Origin of the sequence: Micromonospora sp. CA-240977, from assembly GCF_050942285.1 — a bacterium.
In the GTDB taxonomy this organism is placed as follows: domain Bacteria; phylum Actinomycetota; class Actinomycetes; order Mycobacteriales; family Micromonosporaceae; genus Micromonospora.
Map to the genome: position 1 here is coordinate 7,110,760 of NZ_CP192055.1, position 20,298 is coordinate 7,131,057.

A 20,298-nucleotide genomic window follows, 5' to 3' on the forward strand; every position below is an offset into this window, starting at 1 on the left:
AGGTCACGACGACCACGCGCGGAGGCGGACGTGACCAGCCGGCGCTCAGGCGGCTTCGACGGAGCCGGCGCCGGCCGCGACGGCCAGGTCGGCGAGGTCGCGCCCGAGCGCCACCTCGACCGCCCGCGCGGCGAGGCCGCCGAGCAGCAGCGCCACCACCCGCCCGTACGGAGCGGTCGGCACGGACTCGTGGGTGACGGTGACCGCCGTGCAACCTCGACGGCGACGTCGGACCGGTCGCAGACTCCAGGTGATCCGGTAGTCCACGCCAGCACCCGAGGAGCAGAGCACCAACCGGTGCGGGGCGAACGCCTCCACCACCAGGAACTCCTCGGTCACCGTGCCGCCGCCGGGCTGGGCACGCTCCTCACGCCAGGCGGTGCCCGGCCCGAACGGACCCGGGGTGAGCACCTCGATCGGGCCGGCGGCGGTCAGCCGGGCCGCGCGGCCGGGCAGGTCGGTCAGCAGACACCAGACATCGACAGCGTGCGCCTCGATGAACCTGGTAACCGCCACCGTCGACATGCCAGCCTCCCGTGTCCCCGACGGTACGCGGAGTGAGGGCCGGCCGTGGCCCCCGGGACGGATTTTCCACCTCCCGGAGGCCACGCTGTCCGATTGGACCGTGGCTCGGCACCGGACGTCGTCGTCCGGCGCCGATGCTCCGGTCAGTGTTCGAAGCGACCGGCCTGGATGGCTCCGATGAAGGCTGTCCACCCCGGCGGGCTGACCGCGAGTGTGGGGCCGGCCTGGTCCTTGGAGTCGCGGATCGCGACCAGACCATGGACGTCGACCAGGTTGTCCGCCACTTCCACGCAGAGCCCCTGGTCGTTGGAACGGCTGCTGGTACGCCAGATCGCGCCCGCAAGATCGTGCATCGTCGTTACCTCCGTGTGCGCTGGACGCCCCACCGCTGGCAGCCGGGGTTGAGCCCGACTCGGATCGCGCGGCGAGGCAACGGGATCCGGACGATCAACGGGGCAACCAGGGCCGGTTATCGCACCGGCTGTGCGATAACCGGTCCCGTGCACGAGACGGATGGAATGCGACAGCTCAGTTGGCCGGACGAATGGTGCCGCTGACCTCGCCCAGGGCGATGGTGGTGCCGTCCGGGCCGGGAGCGGTGGCGGTGATGGTCACCGTGTCACCGTCGGCGAGGAAGGTGCGGCTCTCGTCACCCACCGTGGCCGGCTCCGCCCCACCCCAGGTCAGCTCCAGGAACGAGCCGACCTGCGCGCGGTCGGGGCCGGAGACGGTACCGGAGGCGTACAGGTCGCCGGTGCGCAGGGCCGCGCCGTTGACGGTGAGGTGGGCCAACTGCTGTGCCGGCGTCCAGTACATGGTGGCGAACGGCGGCTCGCTGACCAGCGCGCCGTTCCACTCCACCGCCAGCCGGAGGTCCAGGCCCAGGTGCGGCACGTCGCGCAGGTAGTCGACCACCGGCGGGTCCTGGTCGGGGGCCGGCACGAACGCGTCGCCGAGCGCGTCCAGCGGCGTCACCCAGGCCGAGATCGAGGTGGCGAACGACTTGCCGAGGAACGGGCCGAGCGGCTGGTACTCCCAGGCCTGGATGTCCCGGGCCGACCAGTCGTTGACGAGCACCACCCCGAAGACGTGGTCGGCGAAGTCGTCGACCGGCACCGGATCACCCAACCGGCTGGGCACCCCCACCACGAAGCCGACCTCGGCCTCGATGTCGAGGCGTACCGACGGGCCGGTGACCGGGCCCTCGGCGGAGGCCCGCTGGCCGGTCGGCCGGATCACCGGCGTGCCGGAGACGACGACCGTGCCGGCCCGTCCGTGGTAGCCGATCGGCAGGTGCTTCCAGTTCGGCAGCAACGGCGGCTGACCGGGGCGGAAGATCTGCCCGACGTTCGACGCATGGTGCTCGGAGGAGTAGAAGTCCACGTAGTCGGCCACCTCGATCGGGAGCAACAGCTCCACGTCGTCGAGGGGCACCAGCATCGGCTCCACGTCGGCCCGGTGCGTCGGGTCGGTCAACAGCTCGGTGATCCGCTGCCGCACCGCGATCCACTGCGGACGGCCCAGCGCCATGAACTCGTTGAGGGTGGGTCGGCACAACGCGCCGGCGGCCAGCACCAGCTCGGCGGCCTCGGCCGCGGCCAGGTCGAACACCCACGACCCGATCCGTACGCCGATCCGCGGCCGGCCCCCGTCGCGCCGGAAGACCCCGTACGGCAGGTTCGTCACCCCGTACGGCGAACCGTCAGCGCCGGTCACCCAGGTCATGCGTCGTAACCCCCGTTCACCAGCCCCAGCCGGATCAGATCGGTAAGTGGTTCCAGGATGCTGCACGACCCGAAGCCGACCCAGAGTGGGCGGGGTTCGTGCAGCCGTGCCGTCGCGCGCTCCACCAGGGGGCGCGGGTCGAGCGCGGTCAACAGCTCGGCGACCCGGCCCGCGCTCTCGCCGTCGGCGGCGGCCAGCGTCGCGGCCAGCACGTTGGCGTACCCGTGGTGGGTGAAGCCGGTCTCCGGGTCGAGGTGCCGGACCGCCTGGTGCAGCCCGGCGGTGAGCTTGAACGGCAGGTCCCGGTCCCGGCAGGCGCAGATCACGGCGGCCAGCTCGGACGGGGTGGGGAACAGTTCGGCGGCCAGGCCACCGGTGCGGAACTTGGCGGCGATCGGGACGCCGTCGGCGCGGGCGGCGGCGATCGCGTCCAGCGCGCCCATCAGCCCGAAGCTCAACGGAAGCTCGGCGTACACGGCCTCGACGCCCGGCAGGGCGTCGGTCAGTCGCAGCAGCTCGGCGATGCCGGGCAGCGGGTCCTCGCCGCGCTTGGCGACCGCCACCTCGACCTGGCGGGCGGTGACGCCGTCCGGGGCGAGAAACGACAGCGCGAACGGGAGGTTGCCGATCCCGGTGTCGCCGATCACGCCGACCACCAGACCCTCGCCCGGGTCGACGAGACCGCTCAGCTCACCGGCGGCCACGTTCGAGGCGGGGACCAGCAGCGGGCCGACCAGGTCGGCGTACCAGGCGGCGCGGTGCTGGCGGTGGGCGGCCAGGGCGTCGCGCAGCTCGGCGCTGCCCGGAGGGAAGACGGCGGCGTCGTCCACCAGGCCGTCGAGGAGTGCGGGCAGCTGCGTTGACACGGAACAAGAATGTACGGGACGCTACAAGGAACGGACAACAACGTCCGATTATCGGACGCACCTGGCCGGTGGACGGGACAAATCGGGAGGCGAAATGCCGTACTACCGCAGCGTCGGCGACGTGCCGCGCAAGCGCCACACCCAGTTCCGTCAGCCCGACGGCAGCCTCTACGCCGAGGAGCTGATGGGCCAGGAGGGCTTCTCCTCCGACTCGTCCCTGCTCTACCACCGGCACGCGCCCACCGCGATCCTGGCCGCCGACGAGTTCACCCCACCCGCGTTCACCCGGGCGCCGAACCTGCCCCTCAAGCCCCGCCACCTGCGCACCCACAAGCTGGACACCGGCGACGCCGACCCCATCCTCGGCCGGCAGTACCTGCTCGCCAACGACGACGTCCGGATCGGGTACGTGCTCGCCGACCGGCCCTCGCCGCTCTTCCGCGACGCCACCGGCGACCACTGCCTCTACGTCGAGTCCGGCGCCCTGCGGGTCGAGTCCCCGTTCGGGGTGCTGGACGCGGTGGCCGGCGACTACGTCGTCATCCCCACCTCGACCATCCACCGGCTGGTGCCCACCGGCGACCAGCCGGTCCGGTTACTCACCGTCGAGGCCTCCGGCCACATCGGCCCACCCAAGCGCTACCTCTCCGTACGCGGCCAGTTCCTGGAGCACTCGCCGTACTGCGAGCGCGACGTCCGCGGCCCCGACGCCCCGCTGCTCGTCGACAGCGAAGAGGCCGAGGTGCTGGTCCGCCACCGACGTGGCTGGACCCGCTACGTCTACGCCAACCACCCGTTCGACGTGGTCGGCTGGGACGGCCACCTCTACCCGTGGGCGTTCTCCATCCACGACTTCGAGCCGATCACCGGCCGCATCCACCAGCCCCCGCCGGTGCACCAGACCTTCCAGGGCCCCAACTTCGTCATCTGCTCGTTCGTGCCGCGCAAGGTCGACTACCACCCGGACTCGATCCCGGTGCCGTACAACCACCACAACGTCGACTCCGACGAGATGCTCTTCTACACCGGCGGCAACTACGAGGCCCGCCGCGGCTCCGGCATCGAGCAGGGCTCGATCTCACTGCACCCGTCCGGTTTCACCCACGGCCCCCAGCCGGGTGCCGCCGAGCGTTCCATCGGCGCCGACTACTTCGACGAGCTGGCCGTCATGGTCGACACCTTCCGCCCGCTTGATCTCTGCGACGCCGCCAGCGGCTGCGAGGACGAGGGATACGCCTGGACCTGGGCGCGTCGGGGTTAGTCGCCGGGAGGTGGGTCAGCGGAACGCGGTTCTGGTGAAGATGGCGAACTCGGCCACGGCGGTGACGGCGATGGCCAGCACCAGCGGCCACGGCGAGCCGACCACCGCGTACACCAGCAGCAGCAGCGGCGCGGCGGCCACGGCGTAGATCGCCAACGCGATCGCCCGGTCCGAGTGCAGCAGGGCCGGCAGGACGGTCCGGGTCAGCCCCGGCAACCGGGCCGCGAGGTTCCAGACGACGATCCCCCCGGTGAGCGCGCCGAGCACCGCCAGGAGGCGGGAGGACCCGTCGCTCGCCGAGGCCGCGAAGGCCACCAGCACCGCCACCAGCAGCGACCAACCCGCGCCGTAGAGCACAAGGCGGTGCAGGCCGTGCGCGAGCGTCCGCGGCGAGTCGACGCGGCTCGGGGTGATCGCCACGGTCTCGGCGATCCGCGCCAGCCCGTCCGACCAGCGGCGCTGCTCCAACCGCAGGACACCCACGTCGTGCCCGGCCTCGGCGACGCGCGGGTCGAGCCGCAACGCCTCCCGGTAGGCCCGCTCGGCCAGGTCGAACAGGTTCAGCCGGGCGGCGACCAGGCTGAGCACCAGGTGCGCCTGCGGCTCCTCCGGTGCCAGCTCGACGCCACGCCAGGCCGCGTTCAGCGCCGGCTGTCCGTTGCGGGCGTCGGCCAGGAGCCCCGCCGCGCTCCACTGCGCGTACGCGTCGGCCGGGCCGAGGGCGAGGATCCGGTCGGCGGTGGCCGCCGACTCGGAATACCTTTCCAGGTCGGCCAACGCCATGCCCCTGACGACCAGCGGCGGGAGGGCCTCCGGTGCGGCCGCCACGGCGGTGTCCGCGGCGGCGAGCGCCTCGCCCGGGCGGCCGGCGGCCAGGTGCACCCGGGCCAGCGTGGTGAGGGCGTCCACGTCATCCGGGCGCAGGGCCAACCCGTAGGTCAGCTCGCCGGCCGCCTCGTCGTGGCGGCCGAGCTCGGCGAGAAGTTGGGCCCGCTGGAGGTAGCCGTCGGCAGCGGATCGGTCGGGGGCTGGGTCGCTGGACATCGCGGCGAGCCTAGGCGGCCGGCGCGTCGTACACCAGGGCCACCGCGACGCCCGCAAGCCCTTCCTCGCGGCCGGCGAAGCCGAGCCCGTCGGTGGTCGCGGCGGAGACGGTGACCGGGGCGCCGACGGCAGCGGACAGCACCTCCTGGGCCTCTGCCCGGCGGCGGCCGATCTTGGGTCGGTTGCCGATGACCTGCACCGACACATTGCCGATCTCCAGGCCGCTCGCGCGCACCCGGCGGGCCGTCTCGGTCAGCAGCGCCACCCCGGACGCGCCGGCCCACTCCGGCTGGCCCACCCCGAAGGCGGAGCCGAGATCACCGAGGCCGGCGGCGGAGAGCAGCGCGTTGCAGGCGGCGTGCGCGGCCACGTCGGCGTCCGAGTGCCCGGCGAGGCCGTCCTGGTCGGGCCAGAGCAGGCCCGCGACCCAGCAGGGCCGGCCGGGCTCGAACGCGTGCACGTCGGTGCCGATGGCCACCCGGGGAACGATCATGATCAGAGGGTACGCGTCAACCGGAGGCCGCAAGCAGGTGCTCGGCCAGCGCCAGATCGAACGGCCTGGTGATTTTCAGCGCGTACTCCGAGCCCGGCACGCAGCTCACCGCGACGCCCTGCTTCTCGACCAGCCCGGCGTCGTCGGTGAGCGGGTCGCCGGCCGCGGCGTGCGCGGCGCTGAGCACGGCCCGCCGGAAACCCTGCGGGGTCTGCACCGCGCGCAGGGCGGAACGGTCGACGGTGCCGAGCACCACCTCGCCGGCACCGACCTCCTTGATGGTGTCGACGACCGGCAGTACGGGGATCACCGCGTCCCGCCCGTCGCGGACCGCCGCGGCGACAGCTTCGACGAGCGCGGGTGGGGTGAGCGCACGGGCGGCGTCATGCACCAGGACGATCGTCGGGCCGGCGGGCACCGCGGCCAGCGCCGCGGCCACCGACGCCTGCCGTTCCGCACCGCCAGCCACCACGATCACCGGTGCGACCGGGGCCAGCAGCTCGCGGACGGCCTGCACGTCGGCGACCGGCGCGGCCACCACGATCGTGTGCACCGACGGCGCGGCGGCCAGCCGACGCACGGCATGCACAAGCAGCGGCTCGCCAGCGAGCAGGCGCAGCGCCTTGGGTCGGCCGGGGCCGAGCCGTACACCGGCACCCGCCGCAGGCACGAGGACCGCGACGTCACCGCGCGGGTTGAGCTGCGCGGTCACGTCGCGGTCCTCGGTGGTTTCTTCGCTACTTAGTGGGACGACGATGCTCTGCGGACTAGGCCTCGGTGAGGACCTTGTCGAGCAGCGTCTCCGCCTCATCCTTGGTGCTCTTCTCGGCCAGCGCGACCTCACCGACGAGAATGTCGCGGGCCTTCGCAAGCATCCGCTTCTCGCCCGCAGAGAGGCCCCGCTCCCGCTCCCGGCGCCACAGGTCACGCACGACCTCGGCGACCTTCAGCGGGTTGCCGGAGGCCAGCTTTTCCAAGTTGGCCTTGTAACGCCGCGACCAGTTGGTCGGCTCCTCGGTGTGCGGAGCCCGCAGAACGTCGAAGACCTTACCGAGGCCCTCTTCGCCGACCACCTCACGTACGCCCACGATCTCGGCGTTCTCGGCCGGCACCCGGACCGTCAGGTCACCCTGCGCGACCCTCAGGACGAGGTATTGCTTAGGCTCGCCCTTGATGACCCGAGTCTCGATTGCCTCGATGAGTGCGGCCCCGTGGTGGGGGTAAACAACGGTCTCGCCGACACTGAAAACCATAGGTTCGAAACCCCTTTCGCTGTGTCTAGGGTAACACGCTCAGGCACCGATGTCTCACCGATGTCCTGACCGTTGGCGCAGCTCAGGGGCCCTGTGAGAGGTCTTGCTTCAGCTTGACAGGCGGTCAAACCAATGGTTCGAACACGCTCCGTAACGTGCGGATGACTGCCCGGCACGGGTGAACAGAACGTCGAGATCAAGGGCTATGCGCTCCTCCCATGGTATCCCGGCCGGCGGGAATGCGCCCAGGTGTAGCGGGAGGTGCCCCTGGTGCGGGACCCTGGAGACCGAGCCGCACACCGCTCTCGAGCCCCTTCCAGGAGGTCCGATGGGCAAGCCGGATGCCGAGGGTCACGGGCCAGCCGACGGCCTGCCCGGCCTACCACCCGAGTGGGGCCGCGTCGTGGTCCCGGACGACGCCTCGGCGCTCGCCGACGAGGCCGCCCAGCTTCGTCGCGAGCTGCGCCGCGCCGCCGGCGGCCACTCCGGCCGCCTGGCCCTGCCCCTGCTGGTGCTGATGGTCGCGCTGCTCACCACGATCGGCGGCCTGCTCGCCGTCGCCTGGCCCCGCGCCGGCCGGGGCACCGACCGCCCGACCCCGGCCCCGTACGCGCCTCCCGCGACCGTCGCCGGCCGGGCGCTGCCCGCGTTGGACCTGGTCGACGCCGGCCAGGCCCCGGTGCCACTGCGCGGCCTGCTGCCCGCCATGATCATTCTGGTGGACGGCTGCCCCTGTCCCGAGCGGATCGACGAGGCCGTGTCGGCGGCGCCGCCCGGAGTCGCGGTGGTCACCGTCGCCGGAGGCCGGGCGGTCGCGACGGCCCCACCGGCCGGCAGGGGCGTCCGGGCACTCGCCGACCCCGCCGGCGGCCTGCGTTCGTTCCTGGGCCAACCGGCCCGCCCCGGCACCCTTACCGCGCTGCTTGTCGACCGCGCCGGCACAGTGACCCGGACGCTGCCCGACCTGGGGACCGTCGACTCCTACCGGAGCGACCTGAACGCCCTCGCCGGCTGACCGCCGCGCGGAGGCACGACCAGCGCTACCGGGGCAGGAAGACGAGTTGCGCCTCGACGTCGATCTCGCGCAACCCGACAGTCGACAGCGACACCCGGAACGGGTTGCCGTGCGAGAGCACCTGGGCGCTGGTGGTCGTGCCGTCGCAGTCGATCTCGGACGGCCCGGCCAGCTCGGCGTCGAAGAGTGTCACCATCAGCGTGCCCGGCCTGGTGCACCGGTACTGCAACAACTGACGGGCATCGCCGCCCCCCGCCTGCCGGACGATGCGCTGCCCCGGCACGAGCACCGTCCGCTCCCGCCAGATCGTGTCGCGGAACGCGGGCAGCTCACCCTGGAAGAAGAGCCAGCTCGGATCCCCCTCGATGTCGGTGATCTCGCCGCTGGACGGGTCGATCACCGCCCGCGGGGCCTCCAGCGCCCGGACGACCGCTCCCGTCTCGGCATCGACCCGCACGCTCACCGCATCCGAATCACCCAGGGCCAGGGCGCGGTCCAACGGGGTGCTGACGCTGGGCCCCGCGGAAGGTGTCGCCACCGCACCGGGCGGCCGGGCCACCGGGGAGGGCGCGGCAGCGTGCCACCACCAGCCACCGGCGACCAGAACGGCCACCGTCACGCCGAACAGCACCGCCGAGCGCAGCCGCTCGTCCGCCGTCGCATCCATCCATCGAGCGTACCGGCCGAACCGGCGGAAATTTACTCCTGTCGATCCAGCAGGGCGGCGTAGAGGGTGAGACCGGGGCCGAACGCCAGCATGACGACGCGTCGAGCCGCCGGCGTCGAGCGGCCCAACCGGTCCAGGATCAGCAACACTGTCGGCGACGAGCAGTTGCCGTGCTCGTCGAGCGTCACCCGGGACGCTGCAAGCCCCTCCGGGGGCAGCGCCAACTCCCGCTCCACCACGTTGAGGATCCGCGGCCCGCCCGGGTGCACCGCCCAACCGTCCACCTCGGAACTCGTGACGCCGTGCCGGGCCAACAGCTCGTCGACCAGCCCGCGTACGTGCCTCGACAGCACCTGCGGCACCTTCGGCGACAACCCCATCCGGAAGCCGGCATCGGTGACGTCCCAGGTCATATGGTCGGCGGTCGAGGTGTCGGTGACCGAGGTGACCTCGCGTAACGCGTACCCCGGGCCGCCCGGCACGACCACGGCGGCGACCGCGGCGTCCGAGAAGAGCGCGTGCGAGACGATCTGCTGGGTGTCCACCCGGGCGCTGGACGGCTGGATGTGCAGGCTGGTCAGCTCCGCGCAGAGCAGCAGCGCCGGCCGCCCCCGCGCGGTGACGAAGTCACTCGCCGCGCCGAGCCCCGGCAGCGCCGCGTAACAGCCCATGTGGCCGATGAACATCCGCTGGGTGTCCGCCGCCATACCGAGGTCCCGGGCGAGCAGGATGTCCAGCCCCGGGGTGGCGTAGCCGGTGCAGGAGCAGACGATGAACAGCCCGATGTCGCCGGCGCCCAACCCGGCGGCGGTCAACGCGCGGCCCACCGCCTCCTTGCCCAACGGCAGCGCCTCCACCTGGTAGCGGCGCATCCGGCGTTCGGTCGGCCAGTCCGAGACGTCCTCCAGCAGAGGATTGACCGCGGCCTGCCGCCGGGTCACCCCGGAATTCGCGAAGATCCGTTGGGCCAACGACCGGGTGGTGCCGGAGAAGTGCCGGGAGAAGAATCCCTCCCACAACTCGTCCTGCGAAGCGGACGGCGGCTGCGCAGTCCCGAGCCCCGCGATCACTGGTACGGACACGATCCCCACCTCTCGTCAGATGCTGTCCTCCCCCTGGCCGTCCCACCAGCCACCTCGGCTGGTCCATCTTCCCTGCTGGCCCCGTACGGCCGGCTCACCAACGCGGTGCCGATCCGTCACGATCCGGGTCGCCGCCCAGCGCGGCGATGCCGAGCCAGTCGGCGCAGACGTCCGACGTGGCCGGGTGCAGTGAGCCGCAGCGGGCATCCCGGTAGAGCCGCTCCAACGGGTGACCACGGCGGGTCGCCGAGGTGCCCGCCGCCTCCAGCACCGACGCCGCCACCTCGGCGGCCGTGGTGCCGGCCAGCAGCTTCGCCCGCCACACCCAGCGGTTGGTCTCCGCGTCGCCCGGCGCCTCGTCCACCCGACGGGCCGCCTCGGCGACCACCAACTGCGCGGCGGCCGTCGCCGCGTCCGCGCGCCCCAGCCGGGCCCGCACCGCCGGCAGACCGGCCAACCTGCGCTCGTTGAGATGCTCGGCGGCCGCGTCGATCGCCGCCCGGGCCACCCCCACGTAGACGGCCGCGTAACTGGCCACCAGCCAGTGCGGCATCAACTGGGCGACCACCAACGCCAGACCCTCGACCCCGCCGAGCAGCCGGTCCGTGGGCACCGTGACATCCAGGTGCAGATCATGTGAGGAGGTGGCGCGCATGCCGAGCGAGTCCCAGGTCGGCTCCACGGTCAGACCGTCGCCGGCCGGCACCAGGAACTGCGAGACCACCGACTGGTCGGCCGCGCTGCGCGCCGCCACCAGGTAGCCGTCGGCGTGCCCGGCGCCGGAACAGAAGGTCTTGCTGCCCTTGAGATGCCAGCCCTCGTCGGTCGCCTCGTAGACAGTGCTCAGTTGGGACAGCCGGGCGCCGGCTCCACGCTCGCTCATCGCGACCGCGTACCAGGAGCCCTCGGCGGCGGCGGTGAGCAGGCGGTCCCGGGCGGCCAGCGCCTCGTCCGGGACGCCCAGCGCCTCGGCCAACTCCTCGGTCACCGCGCCCAGCGCGCCGGTCACCGAGGCGTGCATGTTGAACACCAGGGCAGTTGCCCCGTTGCCCCGGGCAAGCTCACTGGCCACTGCGGTGTACTCGGCGAAGGTCGCTCCCAGGCCCCCCAACGCGCGGGGCACCAGCAACCCGAACAGGCCGGCCTCCCGCAGATCACGGAAGTCGTCCACCGGAAAGGAACCGTCCCGGTCGTGCTCCGCGGCCCGCGCGGCGAACCGCGGCGCCAACCGGCGGGCCGCCTCAAGCGCGTGCACCGTCATGTCGCCTCCCTCTTACCAGTGCCGTACCCCGCCACGGCCCGGACTATCCGTTTCGGACCCCCCACCCCTGGTAGAGCACGGCGGTGGACCGGGTCGGCACGATGCGCGGGCTGCGGTCGGCCGGCGTCGCGCCCGTCCGGCCCGCGCGGGCTCGCCGCAGCAACCAGACGGCCAGGCCGCCCACCTGCGGACGGATGCCGCGCACCCGCAGGTCGACGCCGTGCCGGGCGCACTCGGCGACCAACCTCCGAGCATCCACGAACAACCGTGGATCGTGGATGCCGCGCGGCACCGTCGGCAGCCGCTCGGCGATGCGTACCGCGACGAGCCGGGCCAGCGCCGTGTCGTTCAGGGTGTCCAGCACCAACAGGCCGCCCGGACGCAGCAGCCGGCACGCCTCGGCGACCACCCGTGGCCACGCCGGCACATGCTCCAGCAACTCGCCCGCGGAGACCACGTCGGCGCAACCGTCCGGGAGCGGGACCGCTGTCGCGTCGCCCTGGACCGCGCGGACCCCGTGCTCGGCTGCCTGGAGCAACGCCGAGCGGGTCAGATCCACGCCGACGTGCCGGTAGCCCTTGCCGGTCAGGTGCGGCGCGAGCAGACCGGCGCCGCAACCCAGATCCACAAGCAGCTCGTCGGGGCGGGTCGCCGGTGGCACCAGCGCCGCGCGGGCCGCCGCCAGCCAGTGCAGCATCGCGAACGCGCCATCCGGCCGCCACCACTCACCGGCCAGGTCGTCGTACTGGCGCGGGTCGTTTCGCGGCAGCACCCGGGAGCCGGTGGACGCCGCGGACGCAGCCACGTCTCGCATGGCACCGAGAGTGGCACGACTGCTCGGTAACGACCAGACTTCCCTTATGTCGCCGAGGGTGTTAGGGCTGGTCAGGGCGAGCCATCCGGAACCGGCCGCGGCGGTGACCACGGTCGCCGGTCTGCTGGCGTGGGGAGTGGGCCACCGACCGTCCGGAATCGTCTCGGTGGTGCTCGCCGTGCTGGCCAGCCAGCTCGCCGTCGGTTGGACCAACGACGCGCTGGACGCCGAGCGGGACGCCACGGTGGGGCGTACCGACAAACCGGTCGCCGCCGGCGCGGTCGCCCGGCGCACCACGGCCTGGGCCGCGGCGGCGGCCGCGGTGGCCTGTCCGCTGCTGGCGCTGACCACGAACCCGACGGCGGCGTTCTGGTTGACAGTCGCCCTGGTCTCGGCGCTGCTCTACGACTGGCCGCTCAAGGCCACCGCCCTCTCGGTGGTGCCGTATGCCGTCTCCTTCGGCGCGCTGCCCGCCTTCGTGGTGCTCGCGCTGCCCGGCCGGCCGACCCCACCCGCCTGGCTGTTGGTGGCGGCGGCCTGCCTGGGGGCCGGCGCGCACTTCGCCAACGTGCTGCCCGACCTGGCCGACGACGCCCGGACCGGGGTGCGCGGCCTGCCCCATCGGCTGGGGTCCGCCGGGAGCCGCGCGGCGGCGGCCGTCCTGCTCCTCGCGGCGACCGCGAGCCTGGCCCTCGGACCACCCGGGCCGCCGTCGGCCATCGGGCTGGCCGCGGTCGGCACGGCCGCCGTGGTGCCGGCCCTGGCCTGGTACGCCGGACGCTCGGCGGTCCGGGCCGGCCGGCGGCCGGTGGCAGCCTTCCGGGCGGTCATGCTGGTGGCCCTGATCGACGTGGTCCTGCTGGTGGCGAGCGGTCGGGTGGTGTGAGCGGCACCCCGCCAGGTGGCATTGCCGGGTCCGCGTGCGGCCCTCGATCAGCCCCAACTACCCTGGAGCGCGGTCTGCGCGGGTATGGCCACCGTGCCCGGCGTGCGGTCCGGGTGGGGATTGTGACGAGGAGGACCGACGTGACGCGCTCGATCAGGGGATCCCGGCGGGCGGCCCTGTTGCTGTCCGGGATTGCGGCAACCGGCCTGCTGGCGTCCGGATGCGGCACCGGTCAGATCGCCGAGACCGCGTTGAAGGAGCCGTCGGTCCAGGGCGTCAACCTCACGACCGACAACGGTTCCTTCTCCGTGCGCGGTCTGCTTGTGGACTTTCCGGGCACCGAGGGCTACAAGGCCGGCCAGGACGCTCCGCTGAACGCCGTGATCTACAACGACTCCAAGCAGACGGTCACCGTCACCGTCACCACCGAGAGCGCTCGCGAGGTGCGGATCAGCGGCGGCTCGGCGAGCCCGTTGCCGTCCGCCTCGGAGTCCGCCTCGGCCAGCGCGTCGCCGTCCGGCAGCGCGTCGCCGTCCGGCAGCGCGTCGCCGTCCGGCTCGCAGCGCCCGTCGACCCCCGCCTCGCGCTCGGCCAGCCCGTCGGCGACCCCGTCCGAGACCGGGTCGTCCTCGGCCACGCCGTCCGCCCCGGAGTCGGCGCGGGCTTCGGGCTCGGCCAGCCCCGCCGCCCCCGGCCAGCTGGCCCGGATCGAGCTGGCTCCGCTGAGCTACCTCCAGCTCAACTCCTCGGCCACCTCGCAGCTCCGGCTGATCGGCCTGACCGAGGCGCTGCGCTCCGGTCAGAACGTCTCGGTGACCTTCGACTTCGGCAACGGCAACACGGTGACCGGCCAGGCGCCGATCGCGGTGCCGCTCACCCCGGCGGCGCCCCCCTCGCCGATCATCGAGCGCGAGGGCGGCTACGAGGGCAACGAGGGCGGCACCACCCACGAGTGACACGACCTCCGCATCGACAGACGCCCCGGCGTGGTGACCACCACGCCGGGGTGTTTTCGTCGTACGAGAGGGCTAGCGTCCTGATGTGACCACCTCCCGATCGACCCCTTCGCGCGGCGGCACGGCCGGCGCCGCCCGTGGCCGGTCCGCCGCCCGCGAGCCGCGCCCCGCCTACGAGTGCGACGCCTGCGGGCACCAGCCGCCCAAGTGGGTGGGGCGCTGCCCGGAGTGCGGCGAGTGGGGCGCGGTGGTCGAGAGCACGGTGACCGGCCCGACCGTCTCCGGTCGGGTGGTCAGCTCCCGGATGCCGGCCGAGCCGGCCCGGCCGATCGCCACCATCAGCGCCGCCCCAGCCCGCGCCCGCCCCACCGGGGTGAGTGAGCTCGACCGGGTGCTCGGCGGCGGCCTGGTGCCCGGTGCCGTGGTGCTGCTCGCCGGCGAGCCCGGGGTGGGCAAGTCGACCCTGCTGCTGGACGTGGCCCAGCAGTGGGCGGTCGGCTCCGGCAGCCCTTCGCTGGTGGTCAGTGGGGAAGAGTCGGTCAGTCAGGTGCGGTTGCGTGCCGAACGCATGGGCACCCTGCACGACCAGCTCTACCTCGCGGCGGAGAGCGACCTGGCGGCGGTGCTCGGTCACCTCGACGCGGTCAAGCCGGGCCTGCTGGTGCTCGACTCGGTGCAGACCATCTCCACCACCGGCACCGAGGGGGTGCCCGGTGGGGTGACCCAGGTGCGCGCGGTCACCGCCGCGCTGGTCTCGGTGGCCAAGGAGCGGGGCATCGCCACAGTGCTGGTCGGGCACGTCACCAAGGACGGCCAGGTGGCCGGGCCTCGGGTGCTGGAGCACCTGGTCGACGTGGTGCTGCACTTCGAGGGTGACAAGCACTCCTCGCTGCGCCTGGTGCGCGGTGTGAAGAACCGGTTCGGCGCGGCCGACGAGGTCGGCTGCTTCGAGATGCACGAGGGCGGCATCAGCAGCCTGGCCGATCCGTCCGGGCTGTTCCTGACCCGATACTCCGAGCCGGTCCCGGGCACCTGCGTCACGGTGGCCATGGAGGGGCGGCGGGCCCTGGTCACCGAGGTGCAGGCGCTGATCGGCGCGACGGTGGCCGGTTCTCCCCGGCGCACCGTCTCCGGCCTCGACTCGGCGCGCCTGGCGATGGTGCTCGCGGTGCTGCAACGGCGCACCGAGCGGCTGACCCTGCACGACCGGGAGGTCTTCGCGGCCACTGTCGGCGGCATCCGGGTGGTGGAGCCGGCCGCGGACCTGGCGGTCGCGTTGGCGGTCGCCTCCGGCGGGCTCAACCTGGCCATCGCGCCGCACCTGGTGGCGATCGGCGAGGTGGGTCTGACCGGCGAGGTGCGCCGGGTCGGGGCGGTGCCGCGCCGGCTGGCCGAGGCGGCCCGACTGGGGTTCAAAATGGCCCTGGTGCCGCCCGGTTGCGGCCCGGCCAGCACCGGCGCCGGTCCCGAGCAGATGCGGGTGACCGAGGTCACGGACGTCCGTTCGGCACTGCACCATGCGGCCCGCGCGTCCGCCGAGTGACCCACCGTGCCGACGGAGACGGCAAAACCGGACAGCACGTCGCAAGCGGGAAACGGGTTGGAAGGGCCGCATCGTGACACATCACAGTAACCACGACAGCACCCACCGCACGGCAGTCCGTAGACTGTGTCCGTGCCGATCGACCGCGATACCACCAAGCCAGCCGGCGCGCCGCCCCAGGCCCGCACCGGCGCCGTGGGCTCGCCCGCCCGCCCGATCAGCGTGAGCGTGACGGCGGGAGCCGCCGGGGGCGCCGGGGACCCACTGCGCGCCAACCTCGCCCTGATGGCCCCTGGCACCGCCCTGCGCGACGGTCTGGAGCGCATCCTGCGTGGCCGCACGGGCGCGCTCATCGTGCTCGGCTACGACAAGGTCGTGGAGGGCCTGTGCACCGGCGGTTTCCCGCTGGACGTGGAGTTCTCCGCGACGCGGGTCCGGGAGCTGTGCAAGATGGACGGCGCCGTCGTGCTCTCCAGCGACGGCACCCGGATCGTCCGGGCGGCCGTGCACCTGATGCCCGACCCGTCCATCCCGACCGAAGAGTCCGGCACCCGGCACCGCACCGCCGAGCGGGTGGCCCGGCAGACCGGCTACCCGGTCATTTCGGTCAGCCAGTCCATGCGGATCATCAGCCTGTACGTCAACGGCCAACGGCACGTGCTCGACGACTCGGCGGCGATCCTCTCCCGCGCCAACCAGGCGCTCGCGACCCTGGAGCGCTACAAGCTCCGGCTCGACGAGGTCTCCGGCACGCTCTCCGCACTGGAGATCGAGGATCTGGTCACCGTGCGGGACGCGGTGGCCGTGGTGCAGCGCCTGGAGATGGTGCGCCGGATCGCCGACGAGATCGCCGGTTACGTCGTCGAGCTGGGCACCGACGGCCGCCTGCTGGCCCTCCAACTCGACGAGCTGATGGCCGGCGTGGACGCCGACCGGACGCTCGTCATCCGGGACTACCTCCCGGTCGGCCGCAAGTCGCGCACCCTGGACGAGGCACTTGTCGAGCTGGACCTGCTCGGCGCCACCGAGCTGATCGACCTGGTGTCGGTGGCCAAGGCGATCGGCTACCCGGCCGCGTCCGACGCGCTGGACGCGGCGGTCAGCCCTCGCGGCTTCCGACTGCTGGCCAAGGTGCCGCGGCTGCCGGTGGCGGTGGTCGACCGCCTGGTGGTGCACTTCGGCAGCCTGCAACGACTGCTCGGCGCGACGGTGGAGGATCTGCAGGCCGTCGAGGGGGTCGGCGACGCCAGGGCGCGCGGCGTCCGGGAAGGGCTGTCCCGGCTCGCCGAGGCGTCGATCCTGGAGCGGTACGTCTGATCCGGCTCAGCCGGTGACGGTGAGCTTCACCGGCGCGCTGAGCTTCGTGCCGACCCGCGCGAACACCTCGTACGCGCCGAGCGGTGGGAACGGCCCGGCGGCCAGCCCGCTGCCGTCGCACCGGCTGGTGTCCCGCCCGTTCCACGCCACCTCGTAGGAGCGCTCGAAGTTCGGGGTGAAGGACTGCACGTCCGAGCCCTGGACCTTGCCGCAGGTGTCCGAGGACCAGATCTTCTCGGCACCGGACTTGATGAAGATCTCCTGCAGGTCGGCGCCGACGTTGCGGCTGCACGTCCGGTCCGACGTGTTCTTGATCTTGAGTTGCAGGTCGACCACCGCCCCCCGCTGGACCGAGGCCGGACTCGCCATCGAGACCACGCGGATCTCCGCGTCGGTGCAGGTGCCGTCGTCCACCGAACCGCCCACCGCGCCCGGCGGCGGTTCGTTGCTGGTGATCGCGGGACTCGGGTTCGTCGCGCCCGTCGCACCCGCGTCGGCGGACGCGGAGGGCGCCGGGGTCCCGGTCTGTGGCGTCAGCACCGGCCCGCCCGGACCGGTGGCCCCGGTGGGTGTGGCCGTCGGCGACCCCGCCGCCTTCGGGTCGTCGGAGCGACCCGAGCCGGTGCAGGAGTAGAGCAGGACAATCAGGAAGAGAAACCCCGCTCCGAGTACGACGACGCGACGCCGCCAGTACACGGCGGGTGGCAGGGGGCCGACCGTCAGACGCATGATGCCCCCCACCGTAGCCGCGCTGCCCCCGCCGGTGCGGCGCGACGCGCCGGTGCCCCGTCGGGACGCGGACCCGAACCTCCACTCAGGACGGACACCCCGCTCGTCCGGCACCCGCTCAGAGGTAGACCTTGCGCTGATAGACGGCGTGCGCACCGGCCACCCGATCCAGAAACAGCAGCCCCGAACAGTGGTCGATCTCGTGCTGCAACGCCCGCGCCTCGAAACCGTCGGTCACCAACCGGACCGGCCCGCCGGTGCCCGGCAGGTCGCCCTCCACCACCAGCCGGCTGGCCCGCTTCACGTCACCGGTCAGGTCCGGCACCGACATGCAACCCTCCCGGCCCGGTTTCCACCGGGTCGCCTCCACCACCCGGGCATTGCACAACACGAAGGTCCCGTGCACCGTCACCGCCTTCGGGTGCCCCGTCACGTCCACGGCAAAGACCTGGGCACCCACCCCGACCTGCGGCGCGGCCAACCCCACACAGCCCGGCGAAACCCGCATCGTCGCGACCAAATCGGCCGCGAGCTGGACCGTCTCGTCCGCCGTCGGATCGACCTCTCCGGCGGCCCGACTCAGCACCTGGTGCGGGGCGGACAGCACCGCCCGCACCGCACCCGACACGGCCAGCGCCTCCGGTGTCCAGCCGCCCAGACCGGCGTACGTCTCGGCGTCCGGCACGCTCTCCGCGCCGCTCACAACAGATCCGGGTCGGCCGGTCGGAGCGTGACCTCCACACCCAGCTCGGCAGCCGTCCGATGCAGCCGGTCCACCAGCTCGTCAGCCACGCCGGCCGGCAACTCGACCTCGGCCAGCACCACGTAGAGCGAACCCGCCAATCGGGTGCTCAGGTCTGTGACATTCCCGCCCGCGTCGACGAGCACCCGGGTCATCGCCGCGACGATGCCCATCCGGTCCGAACCGTGCACCGCCAGCACGTACGGCTCACCCGCCACGGGAACCTCGCTGTCGGGCGTGACCGCGCGTACCGTCGCCAGCAGTTGACCCTCGGCGGCCAGCGGCGCCAGCGCGGCCTCAACCTCGGCGGGGGCCGCCGGCCCGGTGCAGATCAGGGTCATCGCGAAATGACCCCGCAGCCGCGTCATCGTGCTGTCGGTGAGGTTCGCGCCCAGTCGAGCCAGCACCTCGGCGACGTCGGCCACGATGCCCGGCCGGTCCCGGCCGATGACAGTGATCGCGAGCTCGTTCATCCGCGCATTCTCTCTGACCCGGCGGGCACCGCCGCGACACCCCGCCCGAGCCGCCCACCCAGCGGGACCGTGGCGCGTGACATCATCGACGACGCCATGACTCAACCCGATTTCGCCACCCAGGTCAGCCGATGGTTCCAGCAACACGCCCGTGACCTCCCCTGGCGTGCGCCGGGCACCAGCCCGTGGGCCATCCTGGTCAGCGAGGTCATGCTCCAACAGACACCAGTGGTCCGGGTGGTGCCGGCCTGGCAGGCGTGGCTGGCCCGCTGGCCGGAGCCGGCAGCGCTGGCGGCGGACACCCCCGCCGAGGCGATCCGGATGTGGGGACGCCTCGGTTACCCCCGCCGGGCGGTCCGGCTGCGCGAATGCGCTGTCGCGATCGTCGACCGGCACGGCGGCCGGGTGCCGGACCGCCTGGAGCAGCTGCTGGCCCTGCCGGGAGTCGGCACCTACACGGCACGGGCGGTGGCCGCATTCGCGTACGGGCAGCGGCACCCGGTGGTCGACACCAACGTGCGGCGGGTCGTCTGCCGGGCGGTAGCCGGCGAGCCGGACGCCGGGCCGGTCACCCGGCCGGCCGACCTGGTCGCCACCGAAGAGCTACTCCCGACGGAACCGGCCGCGGCGGCGCTGGCCAGCGCCGCGTTCATGGAGCTGGGCGCGGTCATCTGCACCGCCCGGTCACCGCGCTGCGCGGCCTGCCCGGTCGAGTCGATCTGCGCGTGGCGGGCCTCCGGCAAGGAGGCGCCAACCGGACCAACCCGCCGACCCCAGCGGTACGCGGGCACCGACCGACAGGTACGCGGCCTGCTGCTCGCGGCGCTCCGGGAGGCCACCGGCCCGGTGCCACACGAACGGCTGGACCAGGTCTGGACCGATGACGTGCAGCGCGCCCGTGCCCTGGCCGGCCTGGTGCAGGACGGACTTGTCGAACCGGCCGGCACCGACTCCTTCCGCCTCGCCGGCGACGGCCCGTCCCGCCCTACCGCCGACCTCACCATCTGACCCACCAGGCCCTCGCCCCACCGGGCCCTCGCCCCACCGGGTCCCGTCCAGCCCCGCCGGCCAATCGCGCGCATCTGGCGCAGGGTCCCTCCACGCGCACCCCAAGATCGTGCTCGATCCTGGATTTAGTGGTGTCCACGCTCGGCGGATGCCCCTACATCCTGGATACTGCGCGATCTTGGGGGCTGGACGCCCGGCTCCGACCCCAGAGCCCTCCCCCCGGCCTCGACACTCCGCCCCGCACTCCCGCCGCTTCGCCTCGGCCCTCACTCCACCCCGCCCCTCGATCCCGCCCGCAACATCAGGGAAAGTGCTGCCTCAGCCCATCCGGAGGCAGCACTTTCCCTGATGTTGCGTGGATCTTGCCGGGCACCGCACGGGTGGGCACGGGGCATGGGCGAGTGTGGGTACGGCACCGGCAGGCACGGGCGGATGCGGGCACGGGCGGGTGCAGGCACGGGCGGATGCGGGCACGGGCGGGTGCGGGCGCAGCAGGGCAGGCACGGCGGGCAGGGGCAGGGCGCGGGCGGCGGGCACGCCACGGCGAGTGCGAGCGGCCGGCACGGCGGGTGCGAGGCGGGCACGACAGGGCGCGTGCAAGGCGGGCACGGCACGGCACGGCGGGTGCGGTGGCGTGC

The 20,298-nt window shown here is 73.2% G+C and carries 22 protein-coding genes; 7 read left to right on the forward strand and 15 right to left on the reverse strand.

Annotated features, from left to right (window positions below):
• Positions 1-45: 45 nt before the first annotated feature.
• The 4 genes from ACQPWW_RS32390 to ACQPWW_RS32405 all read right to left on the reverse strand — a co-directional run bounded on the left by ACQPWW_RS32390 (position 46) and on the right by ACQPWW_RS32405 (position 3,116).
• Positions 46-525 carry an SRPBCC family protein gene (locus ACQPWW_RS32390; protein WP_433127604.1) on the reverse strand — a complete coding sequence of 160 codons (480 nt, stop codon included), beginning with the start codon at positions 523-525 and terminating at the stop codon, positions 46-48.
• A 143-nt stretch (positions 526-668) separates the two neighbouring features.
• Positions 669-878, reverse strand: a complete 210-nt coding sequence (locus ACQPWW_RS32395) for a DUF397 domain-containing protein (RefSeq protein ID WP_433127605.1) — start codon at positions 876-878, stop codon at positions 669-671.
• 175 nt (positions 879-1,053) lie between these two features.
• Positions 1,054-2,250: a fumarylacetoacetase gene (fahA, locus tag ACQPWW_RS32400; protein ID WP_433127606.1), complete on the reverse strand. Its 1,197-nt coding sequence runs from the start codon at positions 2,248-2,250 to the stop codon at positions 1,054-1,056.
• Positions 2,247-3,116, reverse strand: coding sequence for a hypothetical protein (locus tag ACQPWW_RS32405; protein WP_433127607.1), 870 nt, complete (start codon positions 3,114-3,116; stop codon positions 2,247-2,249). Before ACQPWW_RS32405 ends, fahA begins: the two co-directional genes overlap by 4 nt.
• 94 nt (positions 3,117-3,210) lie before the next feature.
• Between ACQPWW_RS32405 and ACQPWW_RS32410 the strand changes: the two genes are divergently transcribed.
• Complete coding sequence (locus ACQPWW_RS32410) at positions 3,211-4,377, forward strand: homogentisate 1,2-dioxygenase (RefSeq protein WP_433127608.1); 1,167 nt, start codon at positions 3,211-3,213, stop codon at positions 4,375-4,377.
• A gap of 15 nt (positions 4,378-4,392) precedes the next feature.
• Here ACQPWW_RS32410 and ACQPWW_RS32415 read toward each other — a convergent pair whose 3' ends face one another.
• The 4 genes from ACQPWW_RS32415 to ACQPWW_RS32430 are packed head-to-tail and all read right to left on the reverse strand — an operon-like array spanning position 4,393 to position 7,167.
• Entirely contained in the window at positions 4,393-5,421 is a 1,029-nt protein-coding gene (locus tag ACQPWW_RS32415; protein WP_433127609.1) for a tetratricopeptide repeat protein, read from the reverse strand.
• A 10-nt stretch (positions 5,422-5,431) separates the two neighbouring features.
• The gene (gene ispF, locus ACQPWW_RS32420) at positions 5,432-5,917 is read right to left on the reverse strand and encodes a 2-C-methyl-D-erythritol 2,4-cyclodiphosphate synthase (RefSeq protein WP_210780926.1); all 486 of its coding nucleotides are present in this window, start codon (positions 5,915-5,917) and stop codon (positions 5,432-5,434) included.
• Positions 5,918-5,930: 13 nt separating this feature from the next.
• Entirely contained in the window at positions 5,931-6,626 is a 696-nt protein-coding gene (gene ispD / locus ACQPWW_RS32425) for a 2-C-methyl-D-erythritol 4-phosphate cytidylyltransferase (RefSeq protein WP_433127610.1), read from the reverse strand.
• Between the two features lie 55 nt (positions 6,627-6,681).
• Complete coding sequence (locus ACQPWW_RS32430) at positions 6,682-7,167, reverse strand: CarD family transcriptional regulator (RefSeq protein ID WP_007073334.1); 486 nt, start codon at positions 7,165-7,167, stop codon at positions 6,682-6,684.
• A 328-nt stretch (positions 7,168-7,495) separates the two neighbouring features.
• Between ACQPWW_RS32430 and ACQPWW_RS32435 the strand changes: the two genes are divergently transcribed.
• Positions 7,496-8,182: a hypothetical protein gene (locus tag ACQPWW_RS32435; RefSeq protein WP_433127611.1), complete on the forward strand. Its 687-nt coding sequence runs from the start codon at positions 7,496-7,498 to the stop codon at positions 8,180-8,182.
• A gap of 25 nt (positions 8,183-8,207) precedes the next feature.
• On the opposite strand, the gene ACQPWW_RS32440 is transcribed toward ACQPWW_RS32435, so the two are convergent.
• The 4 genes from ACQPWW_RS32440 to ACQPWW_RS32455 form a co-directional block, all read right to left on the reverse strand.
• A complete protein-coding gene (locus tag ACQPWW_RS32440; protein ID WP_433127612.1) occupies positions 8,208-8,849 on the reverse strand; it encodes a hypothetical protein in 642 nt (213 codons plus the stop codon).
• Between the two features lie 32 nt (positions 8,850-8,881).
• Positions 8,882-9,931 (reverse strand): type III polyketide synthase, encoded by a 1,050-nt coding sequence (locus ACQPWW_RS32445; protein WP_433127613.1) that lies wholly within the window; start codon positions 9,929-9,931, stop codon positions 8,882-8,884.
• Positions 9,932-10,025: 94 nt separating this feature from the next.
• Entirely contained in the window at positions 10,026-11,192 is a 1,167-nt protein-coding gene (locus ACQPWW_RS32450) for an acyl-CoA dehydrogenase family protein (protein ID WP_433127614.1), read from the reverse strand.
• A 43-nt stretch (positions 11,193-11,235) separates the two neighbouring features.
• Complete coding sequence (locus ACQPWW_RS32455; RefSeq protein WP_433127615.1) at positions 11,236-12,006, reverse strand: methyltransferase domain-containing protein; 771 nt, start codon at positions 12,004-12,006, stop codon at positions 11,236-11,238.
• A gap of 46 nt (positions 12,007-12,052) precedes the next feature.
• Between ACQPWW_RS32455 and ACQPWW_RS32460 the strand changes: the two genes are divergently transcribed.
• The 4 genes from ACQPWW_RS32460 (at position 12,053) to disA (ending at position 16,708) form a co-directional block, all read left to right on the forward strand.
• The gene (locus ACQPWW_RS32460) at positions 12,053-12,892 is read left to right on the forward strand and encodes a UbiA family prenyltransferase (RefSeq protein ID WP_433127616.1); all 840 of its coding nucleotides are present in this window, start codon (positions 12,053-12,055) and stop codon (positions 12,890-12,892) included.
• 140 nt (positions 12,893-13,032) lie between these two features.
• Complete coding sequence (locus ACQPWW_RS32465; RefSeq protein WP_433127617.1) at positions 13,033-13,848, forward strand: hypothetical protein; 816 nt, start codon at positions 13,033-13,035, stop codon at positions 13,846-13,848.
• Between the two features lie 85 nt (positions 13,849-13,933).
• Positions 13,934-15,391: a DNA repair protein RadA gene (gene radA, locus ACQPWW_RS32470; RefSeq protein WP_433127618.1), complete on the forward strand. Its 1,458-nt coding sequence runs from the start codon at positions 13,934-13,936 to the stop codon at positions 15,389-15,391.
• A gap of 132 nt (positions 15,392-15,523) precedes the next feature.
• Entirely contained in the window at positions 15,524-16,708 is a 1,185-nt protein-coding gene (gene disA / locus ACQPWW_RS32475; RefSeq protein WP_433127619.1) for a DNA integrity scanning diadenylate cyclase DisA, read from the forward strand.
• A gap of 6 nt (positions 16,709-16,714) precedes the next feature.
• Here the strand turns inward: disA and ACQPWW_RS32480 are convergent, their stop codons facing one another.
• The 3 genes from ACQPWW_RS32480 to ACQPWW_RS32490 form a co-directional block, all read right to left on the reverse strand.
• On the reverse strand, positions 16,715-17,437 hold the full coding sequence (locus ACQPWW_RS32480) for a hypothetical protein (RefSeq protein WP_433127620.1): 723 nt from the start codon (positions 17,435-17,437) through the stop codon (positions 16,715-16,717).
• Positions 17,438-17,555: 118 nt separating this feature from the next.
• Positions 17,556-18,140: a peptide deformylase gene (locus tag ACQPWW_RS32485; RefSeq protein ID WP_433127621.1), complete on the reverse strand. Its 585-nt coding sequence runs from the start codon at positions 18,138-18,140 to the stop codon at positions 17,556-17,558.
• Positions 18,137-18,652 (reverse strand): glycine cleavage system protein R, encoded by a 516-nt coding sequence (locus tag ACQPWW_RS32490; RefSeq protein ID WP_433127622.1) that lies wholly within the window; start codon positions 18,650-18,652, stop codon positions 18,137-18,139. Before ACQPWW_RS32490 ends, ACQPWW_RS32485 begins: the two co-directional genes overlap by 4 nt.
• A gap of 96 nt (positions 18,653-18,748) precedes the next feature.
• On the opposite strand from ACQPWW_RS32490, the gene ACQPWW_RS32495 reads away from it, so the two are divergent.
• Positions 18,749-19,660 carry an A/G-specific adenine glycosylase gene (locus ACQPWW_RS32495; protein WP_433127623.1) on the forward strand — a complete coding sequence of 304 codons (912 nt, stop codon included), beginning with the start codon at positions 18,749-18,751 and terminating at the stop codon, positions 19,658-19,660.
• The last annotated feature ends 638 nt before the right edge of the window (positions 19,661-20,298 follow it).

Excerpts from the sequence above, each read along its gene's own strand:
- ACQPWW_RS32390 (WP_433127604.1), bottom strand. The coding sequence starts at position 525 with ATGTCGACGGTGGCGGTTACCAGGTTCATCGAGGCGCACGCTGTCGAT.
- ACQPWW_RS32395 (WP_433127605.1), bottom strand. The coding sequence starts at position 878 with ATGCACGATCTTGCGGGCGCGATCTGGCGTACCAGCAGCCGTTCCAAC.
- fahA (WP_433127606.1), bottom strand. The coding sequence starts at position 2,250 with ATGACCTGGGTGACCGGCGCTGACGGTTCGCCGTACGGGGTGACGAAC.
- ACQPWW_RS32410 (WP_433127608.1), top strand. The coding sequence starts at position 3,211 with ATGCCGTACTACCGCAGCGTCGGCGACGTGCCGCGCAAGCGCCACACC.
- ACQPWW_RS32415 (WP_433127609.1), bottom strand. The coding sequence starts at position 5,421 with ATGTCCAGCGACCCAGCCCCCGACCGATCCGCTGCCGACGGCTACCTC.
- ACQPWW_RS32430 (WP_007073334.1), bottom strand. The coding sequence starts at position 7,167 with ATGGTTTTCAGTGTCGGCGAGACCGTTGTTTACCCCCACCACGGGGCC.
- ACQPWW_RS32435 (WP_433127611.1), top strand. The coding sequence starts at position 7,496 with ATGGGCAAGCCGGATGCCGAGGGTCACGGGCCAGCCGACGGCCTGCCC.
- ACQPWW_RS32440 (WP_433127612.1), bottom strand. The coding sequence starts at position 8,849 with ATGGATGCGACGGCGGACGAGCGGCTGCGCTCGGCGGTGCTGTTCGGC.
- ACQPWW_RS32450 (WP_433127614.1), bottom strand. The coding sequence starts at position 11,192 with ATGACGGTGCACGCGCTTGAGGCGGCCCGCCGGTTGGCGCCGCGGTTC.
- ACQPWW_RS32455 (WP_433127615.1), bottom strand. The coding sequence starts at position 12,006 with ATGCGAGACGTGGCTGCGTCCGCGGCGTCCACCGGCTCCCGGGTGCTG.
- ACQPWW_RS32460 (WP_433127616.1), top strand. The coding sequence starts at position 12,053 with ATGTCGCCGAGGGTGTTAGGGCTGGTCAGGGCGAGCCATCCGGAACCG.
- ACQPWW_RS32480 (WP_433127620.1), bottom strand. The coding sequence starts at position 17,437 with ATGCGTCTGACGGTCGGCCCCCTGCCACCCGCCGTGTACTGGCGGCGT.
- ACQPWW_RS32490 (WP_433127622.1), bottom strand. The coding sequence starts at position 18,652 with ATGAACGAGCTCGCGATCACTGTCATCGGCCGGGACCGGCCGGGCATC.
- ACQPWW_RS32495 (WP_433127623.1), top strand. The coding sequence starts at position 18,749 with ATGACTCAACCCGATTTCGCCACCCAGGTCAGCCGATGGTTCCAGCAA.